We start from the raw sequence: 15,845 nt of genomic DNA on the forward strand, positions 1-15,845 counted from the left end.
ACAGAGTTCTTATCACAAATTTTAAGTTAATCGAGATGTGTATAAAGAGTAGTCCCTTTGGGAGGGCCGGGGTGGGTCGTTGATAGGGTCGGGGTAGGTTAAAACTTAAACGAAATGGTTCCGAAGGGCATGAGCCGGTCCTTGATCTGGATGGAGAAATAATGAAGCATTTCGTCTTCCGACGGGTTGCCGATGATGTTGTAGAGACCGAAACGCAGCAGCAATCTCGACTTCTTGAAGTCTTTCTGGAAAGAATAACTGGCGTCGACGCGGAAGCGCATCGGGTCGCGTTGTTTGCGGAAGGTGGCATAGCTGTCATGGCTGTCGCTGTAATCATCGACATCGTCCATGACGATTAATCCCGAATGGAGGTTACCACCGACGGTAAAGAGTGACGACTGACCGAGTTGGTAGGAGAGGGCGCCGTTGAGAACGTGGGGAACGTCGTAGAGCGAGGGCAGTTTGCCACGGTCGGCCAACAGGCTGAACCACTCACGACTTTTGGAAAAGGTGTACGACAGCTGCCATTTCCAGTGTTTCCACTGGTCGTAATAATAAATGCCTACGCCACGGCTGTCGCCATTGCCCTCCATGATCCATCGGCTCCAATCGCTGTTTTCTAAGTAGAAGTCGGGGCGGAGAGCCAGCAGGTTGCGTCGTTGTTTGTAGTAGGCCGACAGTTCGAGCAGGCCCTGGCGCGTGAAATGCTTCCATCCTATTTCGAGATGGGTGGCCGTGCTGGGCTTGAAGCCTTTTATGCTGGGCATGACAAAGTCGAACGGCGTGGCCAGGGCGATCATACGTACGTGGTGGAAAAACTGTTCTGTGCGGGCTATGTTGGCGTAGAGCATGTTGTTGTCGTCCAAAGCGTATTTCAGCGACAGCCGGGGTTGAATGCTGCTGTAGCCCTTATAGTGGCGCGGGATGTAGCGCAGGTAGTTGACACCCACCTGTGCGAAGAACGAGGAGGTGATGCGCAGGCGGTTATCATAGAAGAGCGACAGTTGGTTGATGGGCTCCCACTGGCTTTTCATATCTATGCCGAAGGCCGTGAGTTCATACTTTTCCATGGTGCCTTTTATGCCCCAACGCAGCGTATAGAGGTTGCCCGGGGTATAGGTGAACTGCGTGTTGACATAGATTGTCTTGATGCGGTTGTGGAGTTCCTTCAGGTTGTCGAAGCCGAAATCCTGGGGATTGGCCCGTGTGCTGTGGCGTGCGTAGGCCACTGATGTCTGGTTGCTGATCGACGGCGTCACGTAGGTGCCGAAATGGAGCGCGTAGAGTTGGTTGTTCCAGTGCAGTGTCGAGGTCGACTGCTGTTGTTCGCCGAGCCGGTAGTCGTCGGTGGAGTTGTAGGCGGAGAACGACAGCGCCGTTACCGAGTCGAGTTGCAGCGACAGTTTCACGTTCGTGTCGTAGAACGAGTGGTTCATACGGTTGTCTTCCGACACGAAGCGGTCGAAGAAGTCGAGCCAACTGTGGCGCCCACCGATCAGGTAGGACAGCTTGTTTTTGATGATGGGACCCTCGGAAACGACCGACGCTGCCGGCATGTCGAGCGAGAGCGTGTTGGAGAAAGTCTCCTTATTGCCGTCGCGCAGGCGGGAGTCGGTGACGGAAGAGAGCCTTCCTTCGTATTGTGTGGGGATAAATCCGTTGTAGAACGACACGCTTTTGAGCACGTCGCCGTTGAACGGGCTGAGCATGGAATTGATATGACCGGGGTTGTAGACGGGAAATCCGTCGAGCAGGAAGAGATTCTCGTCGGACGATCCGCCGGCGGCATGAAAGTCGAGATTGGCCGCTGACGTTGACACGCCGGGCAGGATTCTGATTTGCGAATAGAGGTCGGCATGGCTGAAAGCCACCATATTGGACGGCGCTACCTCGTCGAGTTCTTCCATACTCTTGCGCCGTTCTACGTTGACCGTCTTGATGGCAAAGGCGATGGGGCTGAGCGCCACGGCCCGGTGCATGTCGCCACGCAACCGGATGGTCTGTTGCCAGTTGGCATAACCCATATAGTGGATATTGAGTTGGCACGGTCCCTGCGGCGCACTGATATAGAACGAGCCGTCGGGACCGGTCACGGCATAATGTCGTCGACCCGTGTAGTCGGTCAGCGTGACGGTGGCTCCCAATAGTTTTTCGCCGCTTCCGGCCTCGCTCACGATGCCTCTCAGGCCGGCCTGGGGCACAGTTTCGACTGCCGAAAGGCTATTGTCGTCGCGGGAGAGGGCTGTAGTGGGGGTGCCTTTGATTTGGATTAGGAGTTTGCGACCCGGCATAGGCACGAGGCGATAAGAATAACCGTCGAGGACAAGGGCCAGCAAACGGCTGATGGTGATGGGGCCTTGGTGGCTGACCGTCACCTTATGGTCCATGTGGATGAGGGCCGGATTGTAGGAAAGAATCACACGGGCCTGCTGCTCGACGCGGTTGATCCATACACGCACAGTAGCAGAAGAAGGCTTCAGATGAAGTACCTCCTCTGCTACTTGTGTTTGTGCGCCGACGTTTATCGACGCCAACGAGAGCATGATGATAATCAGTAATTTCCGCAAAGTTGTCTTATGGGTGGAGTCTGTAATGTATGGGCGACACGGAATCGTAGCGGCAGTTGCAGAGCATGGACAGTTCGCGGACCATTTCCGAAGGCTCGGCCCCGTTGATCTGTGTCGTTATCCGGTTGTTGTCGTCGAGTCCGGGCGCCAGTTCTATCTTGATATCCATCGCGTGTTCTATCTTGCGGATCGCTTTGTGTATGGGCGTATCTTTAAATGTGAAGACAGCCTTGCGCGAGTCGCCCATGCCCGAGGTTTTCTCGAGGTGCCCATTGTTGAGTTTTACGCGTTGTCCGCGGATGAGCACGGTCTGTTGGTTATCAGTAGCTACGAGTACGCGCCCCGTGACAACCTTCACCTGTTCTCTGCCGGCGAGCGTAGCGTCTACGTCGAACGATGTGCCGAGTACGTCTACACGCAGCTTACCGGCCTCTACGGTGAAAGTTTGTCCGTTGTGGGCCACGTCGAAGAAGGCCTTGCCTTGCAGTTCGGCCCTGCGCTCTGCCTTGCTTTCGGAAGCGCGATAGGTTAAAGTGGCGTGAGGATAGAGCAGAAGTTTGGAGCCGTCGGGCAGCCGATAGGTTTCGGGCTGCTGTGTGGTATTGGCCAGCATGAGTTCGTCCGGCCGCATGAGATAGGAATAAAGACCGACGCCTACCAGCAGCAACAAAGAGGCCGCGATCATCAACAATGGACGAAGCCTGAAGGTAAGGGCAGGACGAACATCCTCGATGAGCTGTTGCTCAACCTTTTTCCAGGCCGCAGCCGTGTCAACGTCGATCGTGCGTCGCTCCTTGTCGAGGCGGCTCATCGCGTTGACGAGCTGCCTGTATTCGTCGCCGTTGTCGGCGATATAGGCTTGGAGCGCCTGCCGCTCTTCGTTGGTGAGGAGCTCGTCAGCCAAATGACGGGCCAATATAGCGTCTATGTTTAATGTATGTTCCATAAGCCGAGTCGAATTAATTCTGAGCAGATAGCCAGTAATAGTAGCGTAGGATGTTGGGTGGCATAGGTTCGAATGATTCGTATAGCCTTGCCTATATGATTTTCTACTGTTTTTTCTGATATGTCCAACGCCGCGGCTATTTCTCTGTATTTCATTTTTTGGATTTTGCTCATCATGAAGACTTCCCGGCATTTGGGCGGCATTTGTCGCAACAGCGTATCGAGCAGCGAACCGTAGTCGCGTGGACTGTCGGTGTCGGTTGTGTCGCTCAGCTGCAACGTCGATTCCTCATCGGTAGATATGGTATCAATGTGCTGCCGGCGTCGTAAGAACGATATACAGTTGTTGCGTGTTGCTGTTTTCAGGTAGGCGACGAAAGCGTCTTCCTCCAAGTTGTCCTTGCCGTGATTCCATACGCTGATGAACAGCTCCTGCACCACGTCCTCGCAGTCGTCGCCGCTGGGCAGATAGCCTGCGGCGATGCGACAAAGCATAGGATAATAGCGATTGAACCGCTGTTGGAAGATTTTCTTTCTGTCGGTCTTCATTTTCTTGATTACACGTCGTTAGAACTTCAGGCTGAGACCTGCCGTTACGAAGCCCTTGTAGCCCAATCCGGCTTCAACGAAGCCTCCGATGCGGTCGTTGCCTACACGCATGGCGATGGGGTTTACCTGGAAGGCGAAGTCTGTAGAGGTCTTGGCTTTGGTCTGGGCGTTCTTCTTGCCCGCTTCGGTGAGTCCTTTTTCCTTGGTGCGGGTCAGGTCTACGCCGCCTGCGGCCGATCCGTAGAGCTCGAAAGCCCCTTTCTTAAAATATACCAGTTCGGCTACGGGCATGATCAGGAGGTTCTGTTGTGTCTCCTTGATGTCTTTCTGCTTGCTCGAAGCATAGTCGTACTTGCTTGATACCGAAGCGAAACCCAGGTCGAGACCCAAGCGGAAGCGGTTCATGTGGTAGCGGTAGCCCAGTCCGAGAACGCCGCTCGACGTTTCATCGGTGCGGGTTGTGCCGGTGAGCGCGTCGCCCAGTCCGATTCCCCAGATAGAAGCTACGCTGAGTGTGAGGCCGTCGCTGTAGCCGATACGGAACTCGTTACGGTTGTCAGACTTAAATTTGCAGCAGGTTTGAGCATTTGCCTGTGTGAGGCCGGCTGCCAAAAGCAATGACAGCATTACTACTTTAATCTTCATAATCTTACTATTTTTTAAGTTATTGTTTCGTTTTGGAATGCCTTTTTTCGAGGCTTTCTATACACATAACTCCATTGTAAGCAAATATCCCTACTGCTTTTTGCTTTTTTTTGTTGTCAGGTTGTCGAGCTGTCAGGTTGAATGGATGGTTTCGCGGGCTGTTGTGCCTGCCGGCTTTCCCACTCTTTCATGGCCTGTTGCCAGTCGGTAGCCGCCCCATTATCAATGGCTTCCTGTTGTCGCTTGGCCTCGTCGCGGGCCTTGTCGAGCAGCCGTTTGGCCTTCATGTCGGCAATGGTGGCGTCGTCGAGAATACGGATGACGCCTCGCTCGAGGGCCTCACGCAGCTCGTCGGGGCCGAAAGCCTTGCCCGGTTGGTTGAAATCGGAAATGTTGAACTCGTAGTCCACGCGCAACTCGTGGCGTATCTGCTTCTGTCGCATGCGGTTGCCGGCGTTCTTCAGCCACAGCAACCGGCTTATCTCGTCAATCTCTTTTTGCGCGAATTTGTTTCTTCCCATCTGAGTGTATGTTATAAAAGCTGAGTATATAATATAAATAATGTGAAAGGGTGGCGGCGATGCGCTTCTTCCCTGTCATGTCTTATATCAAATGGCAAATATACGAAATATTATTGGAAGTCGTATTCGTGTTAGAAGAAAAGCCTACCCCGGCCCTCCCAAAGGGAGGGAGAACTAACAGAAGAGCGTGGAGTGTGAAATGTAGACAGCTTACTTTTTTGCATTTCACACTCTATTTTACATTCCAGACTTCCCATTTCCCACTTAGCTTTATGTCTTTCTTGGCCGCTTGCGGCCCTTATGTCTTTGTTCCTCGCCGACAGAAAAATATGTTTTTATGTCTTTATGTCTTTAAAACAGCATAAGGAAAATATGTCCTTATGTCTTTACCCTGAATAATCTTTACATATACCATCAAAAAAGTGGCATTATTCTGAAAAAGAAAAGAGACGGGCGGAAATAAACGATTGTAGAGCAAGTTTATAAAGCGCTGGTTATCAGTAGATTGTGCTTTTTAGGGTGCTTTTCTATAGCTTTTTTACCCTTAATAGCTATGCTTTTAGGCTGTCATCGCGGCCTTTTCATCGGCTGAAAGTTATGCTTTAGCGGCGTCATCGCTATGCTTTGAGCCGATAAAAGCATAGCTTTGGGCATAAAAGGGTGCAGAAATCGAAAAAGCGAAGGGATTCTTCAGCGTGCCGGCAGTTAGATGGCGTGTTGCGGAAGTGTTAAAATCAGGTAGTTTTTTCTGACAAAATCACGGAAAGTAATGAAGTCGGCGACTACATCATTTGCGGACTTTTCCCCACAAATGATCAGGTGATCCTCTTTCTTTGGCCCAAATAGGCATGAAAAAAAGCGTCAGGCAGTTGATAAACAGCTGTCTGACGCCTTGTGATGTTGTCCTACGCGGATTCGAACCACGACTGAGAGAACCAAAAACTCTAGTGCTACCATTACACCATAGGACAAACATGTATAATCGTTCGGATGACGATTGCGGGTGCAAAGGTAGTGGATTTTCCATCCACTACCAAATTTTTTGCCTTTTTTATCGCCCGATGGCGTGGATTAGCCTTGTTTTTCGTGCGCTTTACTTGAAAAAACGATTCATATTGCGGATGGCTTCTTGTAGTTCACGTGCGTTGAGCCGATAGTCGGGCAGAGGTCTCATGCGCTTGTCGAGCACTTTCAGCGAGCCGGAACCGCGTTTCTCTACGATGGTACCGTCGGTCAGGGTGAAGGCATAGTAAAGGTCGTTGCCGGCGAGATGCCAGTCGCGTGGCGACGGATCGGAAAGATCGTGGCCCATGGAGAGGTCGGAAGGCGGGTTGGTGACGCCCAAAACCTGACGCAGCAATGTGGGCGAGAGGTCGTAATGGGTGGTGCGATAGCCACGCTTGCCGGGCTTGCAGCCGGGGTAGTAGTAGATGAGCGGCGTGTGGATCTGCCATTCGGAGTAGTTGGAGGAGTGACCCCAGTAGTTGTTATGGTTCTCATTGAACTCCTGTCCGTGGTCGCCGGTGATGATGACGACCGTGTTGCGCAGCAGATCCTTCTGCTTCAGCTTGTCGAGCGTGAGTCCGATGAGCGAGTCGACCTCGGCCACGCAGTTGCGGTAGAGATTGAAGAAGGGCGTGGGATCGATGTCGTTGCTGAGCTTCATGTAGTCGCAGTATTCCCAACAGGGCCTGAACCGGTGCTGCTTGCTCTTGGGAACCTCGATGGCGTGGGCCGAATCGTAGAACACGAACGAGAAGAAAGGTCGGCTGCCGTCGTAGCGGTCGAGATCGGTCATGAAGTTATGGGTGATGCGGATGTCGCGTTCATAGGGCGTGGCGCCGGGCGTATTGGTGTTGAGACCTTTCACATGGCCGAATATCATTTTGGCAAACGGCGGATAGTCGAAGGTGGCGCTCGGGTAAGCCTGTACCTTATAGCCGGCCTTCAGCAGCTGTTCTATCAGGAGAGGTTGGATATTGGCGTACTCGAAACTTTTCCAGTAATAGGCCGACAGGCCGGTGAACATGCCGAAGATTCCGCCGCGGGTGCCGTTACTCGAACTCAGATGATGAGGATATTGCTCAGCTTCTCGGGCGAAGTTGCAGATGTTGGGCGTGCAGTCGGCGGTGAGGGTGCGCGGATTCCACGAGTCGATGCAGAGGATGACGACGTTGAGCGGCTTCTCGGGTTTCCGTATCTTGAGCGGGCGCAGCGGATAGACTACCGACGAACCGGCACTCTTGAAATGCAGCCGGTTCATCTTGCGGCGGTCTATCATGCCCATCTTCACCAGCAGCTTGTTGGCCCGCAGCGGGAAATAATAAGGTATGACGTCGGTACTTTCTACGATGGAGGCGTTCACCGTGGCCGATCCATAGATGTGGCCCGCCTGCGAGAACAGGCCGACGGCAAGGAGCGGCAGCAGGCTGTTGCGCCAGAAGTGGCGTTGCCGACAGCGTTTCGCGAGCTTGCGGCTCAACCATGCCAGCACGCCACTCAGGGCCATGAGCAGCAGCGACAGGACGATGGCCTTGGCATATATCCAGAACGAGAAGACGAAGATTTCGGAAGCGCCCGGCCCGGTCAGCATTTCCAGAACGAGACCGTTGATGTGGAAATGATAGATGGCGTAGACATAGCTGTTGGCCACGGCCAAAACAAAAAGGAGTCCGTAGACGAAGCCCAGCGCGCCGTTGGCCCAACGCTGCCGGCATCCCAGCACGGCAAGCGGTAATTGGATGAGCAGGAAAGGAATGAGAAGCAGAATGGCGGCGTGCGTGATACACGAGGCCACAAAATAAATCCAGCCTATGGGCGTCATCATTTCGGTACTTGCGCCCTGAAAAATGTAACAAAAGAAGATGAGAGCCAGGGCCAGTGTGGCCAGTAGATAATAAAGGAAACCTTGCCGGATGCCGGCCTTGTTCAAACGTTTGATCATAGGAAATGGAAAAAATGTATGTTTGTCTACCCGAAAAGACCATACGTCACGCGGCCTGCCTCATAGCGTCGGCAGGTCCGGGGACGTATGGTCTCCGTTTAAAAGGAAACAGGCCGGCGGCCTATTTCACGGTAATCAGGTAATAGTTTTTCTTGCCGCGCTGCACGAGCAGATACTTACCGTCGATGAGGTCGTCGACCGTCACGGGGCGATCGAAAGCCGCCAGCTTCTCCTTGTTGAGGCTCACGCCGCCACCTTTCACCAATTTGCGCATCTCGCTCTTGCTCGGGAAGATGTCCCAACCGTCACGGCAGAACAGGTCTACGGCCTGACCGCCCAGGTCTTCCTTGGCAAGCTCGTAGTGGGGCACGTCCTTGAACACGTCGTTGAGCGTGGCTTCGTCGAGCCGGGCCAGACTGTCCTTGGTCGCTTTGCCAAAGAGAATGTTGCTGGCGGCGATGGCCATGTCGAGATCTTCCTTGGAATGCACCATTGTCGTGATTTCTTCGGCCAGCCGTTTCTGAAGCGTGCGTCGTCCCGGATCCTGACGATGCTCTTCCACAAGGGCGTCGATGGTGGTCTTGTCGAGGTCGGTGAATATCTTGATATAGCGCTCGGCGTCGTCGTCACTCACGTTGAGCCAGAACTGATAGAAGGCGTAGGGCGTGGTGCGGTTGCGGGCGAGCCAGATGTTTCCGCTCTCGGTCTTGCCGAATTTCTTGCCGTCGGCCTTGGTGATGAGCGGACAGGTGAGACAGTAGGCTTCGGCTTCGGCGCCCAGCGTGCGGCGGATGAGTTCCGTTCCGGTGGTCATGTTGCCCCACTGGTCGTTGCCGCCGAGCTGCAGACGCACGCCGTACTTCTGATACTGATACAGGAAATCGTAGCCTTGGAGCAGCTGGTAGGTGAACTCGGTGAACGATAGGCCGTCGCTGGCTTCACCGTTGAGCCTCATCTTCACGCTGTCCTTGGCCATCATATAGTTGACGGTGATGTGTTTGCCCACCTCGCGGGCGAAGTCGAGGAAGGTGAAGTCCTTCATCCAGTCGTAGTTGTTGACGAGTTCGGCCTTGTTGGGCTCCGTACCGTCGAAGTCGAGGAACTTCGCCACCTGTTTTTTGATGGCCTCCTGGTTATGATAGAGTGTCGCTGAATCGAGCAGATTACGCTCCTGGCTCTTGCCCGACGGATCGCCGATCATGCCGGTGGCGCCGCCGACGAGCAGGAAAGGCTTGTGGCCGCAGCGTTGCAGATGGCGCAACATCATGATACCGCAGAGATGGCCGATGTGCAGTGAGTCGGCTGTGGGGTCGGTGCCGAGATAGGCAGAAACCATGTTCTTCTGTAGAAATTCTTCTGTTCCGGGCATGATCTGAGCCAGCATGCCGCGCCATTTCAATTCTTCAACAAAATTCTTCATTGTATATTTCTTTTTGATTGATCTGAGTTTGGATGACCCTCATAGGTCGGTTATGTCCGATATTCACGTTAGATTCGGTAAAAACGTTACGGCACGGGGTCGTATCCGCTGCCTCCCCAGGGATTGCATCTCAGGATTCGCCAGACGGCCAGCAGCAAACCTTTGATCGGTCCGTGTTTGATCAGGGCCTGGCGGGCATATTCTGAGCAAGTCGGCGTGAATCGGCAGGAGGGCGGTGTCATAGGACTGATGACGTGTTGATAAAACGCGATGGGCAATATCAGCAACCATACCATCGCTTTGGCGATGCCATGAATGATGTTTTTCAGGACATTCATATCTTCTCGCTGATTCGTTGCAGGATAGCTATCACGTTGCGTTCTATCAAAGTCGATTCGGCATGCTTGTCGGAGAGCCAGATGAAGGCGACGGCCACATTGCGTCCCTGTAGTATCCGCTTGTTCTTGCGAAAGGCTTCGCGCACCTGTCGCTTCACCCGATTGCGGTCTACAGCATGGTGGAAGTGCTTCTTCGGCACGCTGACAAGCATTTTCGGACATGGCTTTCGGGCTTGAAATCCGGCTTCATCGCAGTCGTTTTCCAGCGATTTATAGACGGCCCGAAGCGGAAATATCGTCATGGAGCGGCTTTTCCCGCCCCTGAAAAGGTCGTCTATCAGGCTGAGACTGTAGACGCGTTCCTCTTTCGACAAAGTGAATCTTTCCGTTTCTACCATATTCATATCCGAAAAAGTGTGGCGCTGCCACGGCTCTGGCGCCGTCTATTTACGCTTTGATAAGAAGGCTTGTAGAGCGCTCGACATGGAAGGATATTCTTTTGAAGGAGCCTGAAGGTCGAGCGTCAGTCCTTCTTCGGTAATCGTTTTGGCCGTTGCAGGGCCAAAAGCGGCTATCTTAATATTGCCTTGCTTGAAATCGGGGAAGTTTTTTTTGAGCGCTTTCACGCCTGTAGGACTGAAGAAAACGAGCATGTCGTAGTCGAAATTCTTAACTTCTTCTTCGGTCAGGTCGTCACTCACCGTGCGGAACATCACGCATTCCGTGTGCGTCAGTTTCTTCGAGTCCATCAGGTTCTTCACGTTGTCGTTGTGAACACTGCTCAACGGTACAAGATATTTCTCGGTTTTGTGCTTGAGCATCGACGGGATCAAGTCGTCTATCTTACCCGTTGTTCCAAAAAAGACTTTACGTTTGCGGTATTGTGTGTACTTCTGAATGTAGAGCGCAATAGTCTCTGTCACACAGAAATATTTCATTTCTTCGGGAATGGTGACACGCAATTCTTTCGCTAACTTGAAATAGTTGTCTATCGCGTGACGTGACGTGAAGACGACAGCTGTATAGTTGAGGAGACTGATTTTCTGTTGACGAAACTCCTTGGCGGTGATTCCTTCTACCTTGAAGAAAGGCCTGAATACCATTTCAACATTATTCTTCTTCGCTATATCGAAATAAGGAGACTTTTCACTCGAAGGTTTGGGCTGCGAAACCAAGATTTTCTTTATCATCTGTGTCCTAATAATTTATCTTCAAATAGCTATTCGTGAGTATCAATGCTCCATAAAGCGAGAGCAGTGGTACTATTTCAAGGGCACAAAAGTACAAAATATTTTGCAGAAAAGCGCCTTTTCGCCTGAAAAAGATGATATGTGTCTTGTAGAACGACAGTAATTTAAACAATATTATTACGGTCAGCGTATAAATACCTACCGTTTTGATACTTAGGCTGAAATACACCTGTAGCATAACGATGGGGAAAAGCAGCATCCCTTGTACCGAGATAATGAAGAGCAGCGCCTGCAGCCATTGCCTGTTGGCGCGCCTCTCAAAGAACACCCAATTAGTAAAGGCGTAGACCATGAACTTCATGAAGAAGTAGACCGTGAACATCCCCCCGTAAATGCCGATAGCTTGATAGGGTTCCACGGCAAAGGTGTCGGCGGCCATGTCGAATGTGCTGAAGAAATAGATGAGGGCCAGCAGCAGACTGGTTTGTAGCAACAGGAAAAGCTGGAAACGGATTTCGCCCGACGTCTCGGTCTGCGACGATGTCTCATTACGGGGAATGTAGAAGAAGTCTTTGGCCTGGCGCTTGATGAAACCGCCCAGCCGACTCAGGGCGATGAGGGCCAGAATGAAGACGCCAAAGAGTACGCCGGTAACGAAGTTGTCGTTGGCCGGCGTGTAGGGAACGGGGTCGCCGGCCACGCCAAGACGACCTCCCGTGAGTTCAGGATGAAACAGGGAGTCGTTCGAGAAGAACGACTCCTTGTAATATCGGGGCAGACTGACGTCGCGGTAGCTCTTGCCCACGGGCCAACCGGGCAGGTGGAGCGTGTCGGGACGCTGACTCCAGTGGATTTCTCCCGGCTCGAAGTTGGCCTGAATGGCCGAGTCCTGCTGCTCGGGCGTGGCGTTCTTGGGCAGCCAACTCAGCACTTGGGCCGGTGTCGGCTGGCGATGGGCCATGGGTTGGAGGTTCTGTACCTCGCCCTCGGCTTGTTCCATGGCGATGGAGTCGGTCTGCAACATAGCGTTCACGTGTGGTTTTTAAAGTCCGAAAGCCTTGCGGATAGGCTCCACTTGGTCGAGTTTCTCCCAGGTGAAGAGCTCCACGTCGATAACCTTCGTCTCATGATAGCGACTGGTGAAGGTCTTTTTCACTACCTCGTTCTTGCGTCCCATGTGGCCATAGGCTGCCGTTTCCAAATACATCGGCTGACGCAACTTCAGCGTTCGCTCGATGGCTTTGGGCCGGAGGTCGAAGAGTTGCTTGATTTTTTCGGCGATCTGGCTGTCGGTCAGGTTGGTTTTACCGCGTCCGTAGGTGTTTACGTAAACGCTTACGGGCTGTGCCACGCCGATGGCGTAGGCCAACTGCACGAGCATTTCATCGGCAACGCCCGCCGCCACCATGTTTTTGGCAATGTAGCGAGCCGCGTAGGCCGCCGAACGGTCTACCTTCGATGGGTCTTTGCCCGAGAATGCGCCGCCGCCGTGGGCACCCTTGCCGCCGTAGGTGTCGACGATAATCTTGCGACCGGTCAGTCCGGTGTCGCCGTGGGGGCCGCCGATGACGAACTTACCCGTAGGATTGACGAAGTAGTGGATGTCGTCGTTGAACAGCGCCAATATCTTTTCGCCACACTCGGCCTTGACGCGCGGAATCAGAATATGGACAACGTCTTCGTGAATTTTGGCCAACATGGCCTCGTCGTCGTCCATAAACTGGTCGTGCTGCGTGCTCACGACGATGGTGTCGATGCGCTGCGGCGTATTGTTTTCATTATATTCAATCGTCACCTGACTCTTGGAGTCGGGGCGCAGATAGGTCATTACCTTGCCTTCACGGCGGATATCGGCCAGCACTTTCATGATGAGATGCGACAAATCGAGCGACACGGGCATGTAGTTTTCTGTTTCGTTGCAGGCGTAACCGAACATCATGCCTTGGTCGCCGGCACCCTGTTCGTCTTCGTTCTGGCGGTTGACGCCGCGGTTGATGTCGTCGCTCTGCTCGTGAATAGCCGTCAGAATGCCGCACGAATCGCCGTCAAACTGGTATTCGGCCTTCGTGTAGCCGATGCGTTGGATGGTCTTTCGGGCGATGTTTTGTAGGTCGATGTACTCCGACGAGCGCACTTCGCCCATGATAACCACCTGTCCCGTGGTACAAAACGTTTCGATGGCGCAGTGTGCCTGCTCATCGTAAGCTAAAAACTGGTCGAGAAGCGCATCCGAAATCTGGTCGGAAACTTTGTCAGGATGTCCCTCGGACACTGACTCTGAAGAAAATAAATAGCTCATTTTTCCATTACTTTTAAAAGCGTGGAATAACACCAAGTAACCGTAAAATCTGAGAGGGATTTTGCAGTTTTAGCATTTTTTTATGTGGTTGCAAGCAGCCAAATTCTTCCACAAGCGTTATTAATAATCCATTAAATCGCCGCAAAGTTACGACTATTTGCCTGAATTGCCAACGATTTATCGCTTTTTCACATTCCGAACGTAATGAGTTCGTCCCTTTCAACTCATGGCCCGCAATTTGCAAAACGGCTTATATCTCTTCTGAATTTTTAGGACAAAAGGCTCAAAATGGTTGCGTTATTCTGAAATTAAAAAACTTTCGTCTGAAATAACGCATTCTTGTGCGATTTTGTTTTTGACTGATTATCAATGAGTTATGTTTTTGTAAGGTCAAATAAGGTGGCGAAAAGGCCGTTGTTGTCGTGTTTTTGGCTTGTAATAGTGGCCCTTTTACTTGGCAATAGCAGCCCTTTGGCGTTGTAAAAGTTATGCTTTTAGCACGTAAAAGGACTACTTTTACAACAAAAGAGCTTCAAAATGGCTTTTCCAATGTTCAATAAGGACTTTTTCAACGCTAGATGGTGCTGTCGAGAATGGTCGTTTTTCTTACTGTTTTCTTTACAAAAAAATAGAGTAAGAGTTGATGGATTTGGATACGAGGAAGGGTGCATCATCGTTTTTTTTACAGATTTTGGTCTGTATTTATAAAATTATCGTAAATTTGTTTACCATGTTTTGCATAAAGAGATGACTTTCGACGATTTGTTCCATAAATACTATGTGCCTATGGTGCTGTATGCCGACCGCACGTTGCGCGACCGCCATGTGAGCGAGAATGTGGTTCAGGACGTTTTTGTCAGGCTGTGGAAGCAGTATGGCACGATGGGTGGTGAAAGAGATTTGAAGAATTATCTCTTTGTAATGGTTCGCAATCGCATGCTGGATGAGTTGCGCCGGCGGCGTGTGGAACAGAAATATCAGAGTGAAGCTGCGAGAATGGCTTCGGAATCAGAAGAGGAAAACATCTTCGAAATGGAGCTTTATGAGTGCCTTTACGCAGCTATCAACCAGCTTCCGAAGAAAACTGCTGAAGTATTGCGGCTGAAACTTATGGGCATGACTTATGAAGATATTGCTCAACGGCAGCGTATTTCGAAGGAGACCGTGCATAGCCATCTGCGCCATGGCATTGTAAGTCTGCGTGGAAAAATAAGCAAAGATTTGCTTTTATTGTAAAAAAAAGCTTTTTTCTAACCATTTGTTACTTTTTCTACGTATTCATAAAAAAGAGTAACACATGGACATTCAATATCTTATTATAAAATCAATTTACGCAACGTTGCTTCCCGATGAGCAACGGCAACTTGACATCTGGCTTCGTAGTCCCGGACATCAGGCCGTCTATGATCATATTGTTGCTAATTTAACGGCTCGTGGTCATTCTGTTGAAGATATAGCGCAGATGGATGTGGAGCAGGCTTTGCGGCGGGTGAAGGCCCTTGCCGACGACACCATGCTGCGCCCGTCTCGCCGTCATGTATTTCGTTTGTCGTTCCGTCGAGCCGTTGTTGCGGCAGCCGTTGTGGTGGGATTGGGGCTGTGGTGGTATAAGGATTACACCCGTGTCACACCACCTCAGTTGTCGGCCGAGGTAGTACAGGGCATTCGTTCGGCCACCCGTCACGAGAGATTGTTAACAGAGAATGAGGCTCTCTTGCCTTCGGCACCGCTCAACGCGCAAGAGATGAAGACTTTCGGAGTCAGCGAGAACGAGGCGATAGTACGAGAAATGCTGGAATCCAAACGCGTGAGGACTTATATAGACAAGGAGTATTGGGTAACACTGCCCGATGGAACCATGGTTCATTTGGCCGATAACTCAAGTTTGATTTATCCGGAAGCATTTGGGCGTGGCGACAGAAATGTATGTCTGGAGGGCGAAGGCTACTTTCTTGTGGCACATGACAGGAGCCGTCGCTTCATCGTTCATACTCCCCACGGCCGCGTTTGCGACTATGGCACCGAGTTTGACGTGAACACTCGTGACGTATCTGGCACCAGCGTGGTGCTGGTCAGTGGGCGTGTAGGCGTCATTCCGTCGGGTGGCAAAGAGCAACTTATGCAGCCCGGACAGAAAGCAGACATCGTTGAGGGGGGCGTTGCGTTGCGACAGGTAGACACGGCACCATACGTTGCCTGGAATACCGGCAGGTTGGCGTTTCGCGGTTGGCCCTTGCGGCGCATCATGATGGTAGTTGGCAAATGGTACAACAAACAAATTGTCTTCCATTCGGAGCAGTCTGAACAGAAAACCTTCAGCGGAACCTTCGATCGTTACGATGGTATTGAGGCAACGATGGACGCTATTCGCACGGCCATCGATTTGGAAATAGCGATAGAGAAAGACCAATTGGTCGTTTATTAACC

Annotated in this window: 14 protein-coding genes; 2 read left to right on the forward strand and 12 right to left on the reverse strand. The window is 51.8% G+C overall.

Annotated elements, in window-relative coordinates; genetic code table 11:
• Positions 1–98: 98 nt before the first annotated feature.
• The 12 genes from JHU38_RS08315 to metK form a co-directional block, all read right to left on the reverse strand.
• On the reverse strand, positions 99–2,567 hold the full coding sequence (locus JHU38_RS08315) for a TonB-dependent receptor (protein WP_232369896.1): 2,469 nt from the start codon (positions 2,565–2,567) through the stop codon (positions 99–101).
• Positions 2,568–2,574: 7 nt separating this feature from the next.
• Positions 2,575–3,513 carry a FecR family protein gene (locus JHU38_RS08320; protein ID WP_107581865.1) on the reverse strand — a complete coding sequence of 313 codons (939 nt, stop codon included), beginning with the start codon at positions 3,511–3,513 and terminating at the stop codon, positions 2,575–2,577.
• Positions 3,498–4,061: an RNA polymerase sigma-70 factor gene (locus JHU38_RS08325; RefSeq protein WP_107581866.1), complete on the reverse strand. Its 564-nt coding sequence runs from the start codon at positions 4,059–4,061 to the stop codon at positions 3,498–3,500. The genes JHU38_RS08320 and JHU38_RS08325 overlap by 16 nt, the downstream gene beginning before the upstream one ends.
• An 18-nt stretch (positions 4,062–4,079) precedes the next feature.
• The gene (locus JHU38_RS08330) at positions 4,080–4,706 is read right to left on the reverse strand and encodes a hypothetical protein (RefSeq protein ID WP_107581867.1); all 627 of its coding nucleotides are present in this window, start codon (positions 4,704–4,706) and stop codon (positions 4,080–4,082) included.
• A gap of 116 nt (positions 4,707–4,822) precedes the next feature.
• Complete coding sequence (locus tag JHU38_RS08335) at positions 4,823–5,227, reverse strand: hypothetical protein (protein ID WP_107581868.1); 405 nt, start codon at positions 5,225–5,227, stop codon at positions 4,823–4,825.
• A 1,093-nt stretch (positions 5,228–6,320) separates the two neighbouring features.
• Positions 6,321–8,171 (reverse strand): DUF3413 domain-containing protein, encoded by a 1,851-nt coding sequence (locus JHU38_RS08340; protein ID WP_107581869.1) that lies wholly within the window; start codon positions 8,169–8,171, stop codon positions 6,321–6,323.
• Positions 8,172–8,292: 121 nt separating this feature from the next.
• Positions 8,293–9,591: a tyrosine--tRNA ligase gene (gene tyrS / locus JHU38_RS08345; protein WP_107581870.1), complete on the reverse strand. Its 1,299-nt coding sequence runs from the start codon at positions 9,589–9,591 to the stop codon at positions 8,293–8,295.
• A gap of 86 nt (positions 9,592–9,677) precedes the next feature.
• Positions 9,678–9,929: a membrane protein insertion efficiency factor YidD gene (gene yidD / locus JHU38_RS08350; RefSeq protein ID WP_107581871.1), complete on the reverse strand. Its 252-nt coding sequence runs from the start codon at positions 9,927–9,929 to the stop codon at positions 9,678–9,680.
• Positions 9,926–10,327, reverse strand: a complete 402-nt coding sequence (gene rnpA / locus JHU38_RS08355) for a ribonuclease P protein component (RefSeq protein WP_107582378.1) — start codon at positions 10,325–10,327, stop codon at positions 9,926–9,928. The genes yidD and rnpA overlap by 4 nt, the downstream gene beginning before the upstream one ends.
• 45 nt (positions 10,328–10,372) lie before the next feature.
• Complete coding sequence (locus tag JHU38_RS08360) at positions 10,373–11,119, reverse strand: uroporphyrinogen-III synthase (protein ID WP_107581872.1); 747 nt, start codon at positions 11,117–11,119, stop codon at positions 10,373–10,375.
• Between the two features lie 7 nt (positions 11,120–11,126).
• The gene (locus JHU38_RS08365) at positions 11,127–12,143 is read right to left on the reverse strand and encodes a DUF4271 domain-containing protein (RefSeq protein ID WP_107581873.1); all 1,017 of its coding nucleotides are present in this window, start codon (positions 12,141–12,143) and stop codon (positions 11,127–11,129) included.
• A gap of 18 nt (positions 12,144–12,161) precedes the next feature.
• Positions 12,162–13,418: a methionine adenosyltransferase gene (metK, locus tag JHU38_RS08370; RefSeq protein WP_107581874.1), complete on the reverse strand. Its 1,257-nt coding sequence runs from the start codon at positions 13,416–13,418 to the stop codon at positions 12,162–12,164.
• A gap of 747 nt (positions 13,419–14,165) precedes the next feature.
• On the opposite strand from metK, the gene JHU38_RS08375 reads away from it, so the two are divergent.
• Both JHU38_RS08375 and JHU38_RS08380 read left to right on the forward strand, forming a co-directional pair.
• Entirely contained in the window at positions 14,166–14,654 is a 489-nt protein-coding gene (locus JHU38_RS08375; protein WP_107581875.1) for an RNA polymerase sigma-70 factor, read from the forward strand.
• Positions 14,655–14,715: 61 nt separating this feature from the next.
• Complete coding sequence (locus tag JHU38_RS08380) at positions 14,716–15,843, forward strand: FecR family protein (RefSeq protein WP_107581876.1); 1,128 nt, start codon at positions 14,716–14,718, stop codon at positions 15,841–15,843.
• The last annotated feature ends 2 nt before the right edge of the window (positions 15,844–15,845 follow it).

Source organism: Prevotella illustrans, from assembly GCF_017426725.1.
GTDB classification, from domain to species: Bacteria; Bacteroidota; Bacteroidia; order Bacteroidales; family Bacteroidaceae; genus Prevotella; species Prevotella illustrans.

Bases quoted from the DNA above. Each gene is read 5' to 3' on its own strand.
- JHU38_RS08320 (WP_107581865.1), bottom strand. From the start codon at position 3,513: ATGGAACATACATTAAACATAGACGCTATATTGGCCCGTCATTTGGCT.
- JHU38_RS08325 (WP_107581866.1), bottom strand. From the start codon at position 4,061: ATGAAGACCGACAGAAAGAAAATCTTCCAACAGCGGTTCAATCGCTAT.
- JHU38_RS08330 (WP_107581867.1), bottom strand. From the start codon at position 4,706: ATGAAGATTAAAGTAGTAATGCTGTCATTGCTTTTGGCAGCCGGCCTC.
- JHU38_RS08335 (WP_107581868.1), bottom strand. From the start codon at position 5,227: ATGGGAAGAAACAAATTCGCGCAAAAAGAGATTGACGAGATAAGCCGG.
- JHU38_RS08340 (WP_107581869.1), bottom strand. From the start codon at position 8,171: ATGATCAAACGTTTGAACAAGGCCGGCATCCGGCAAGGTTTCCTTTAT.
- tyrS (WP_107581870.1), bottom strand. From the start codon at position 9,591: ATGAAGAATTTTGTTGAAGAATTGAAATGGCGCGGCATGCTGGCTCAG.
- yidD (WP_107581871.1), bottom strand. From the start codon at position 9,929: ATGAATGTCCTGAAAAACATCATTCATGGCATCGCCAAAGCGATGGTA.
- rnpA (WP_107582378.1), bottom strand. From the start codon at position 10,327: ATGGTAGAAACGGAAAGATTCACTTTGTCGAAAGAGGAACGCGTCTAC.
- JHU38_RS08360 (WP_107581872.1), bottom strand. From the start codon at position 11,119: ATGATAAAGAAAATCTTGGTTTCGCAGCCCAAACCTTCGAGTGAAAAG.
- JHU38_RS08365 (WP_107581873.1), bottom strand. From the start codon at position 12,143: ATGTTGCAGACCGACTCCATCGCCATGGAACAAGCCGAGGGCGAGGTA.
- metK (WP_107581874.1), bottom strand. From the start codon at position 13,418: ATGAGCTATTTATTTTCTTCAGAGTCAGTGTCCGAGGGACATCCTGAC.
- JHU38_RS08375 (WP_107581875.1), top strand. From the start codon at position 14,166: ATGACTTTCGACGATTTGTTCCATAAATACTATGTGCCTATGGTGCTG.
- JHU38_RS08380 (WP_107581876.1), top strand. From the start codon at position 14,716: ATGGACATTCAATATCTTATTATAAAATCAATTTACGCAACGTTGCTT.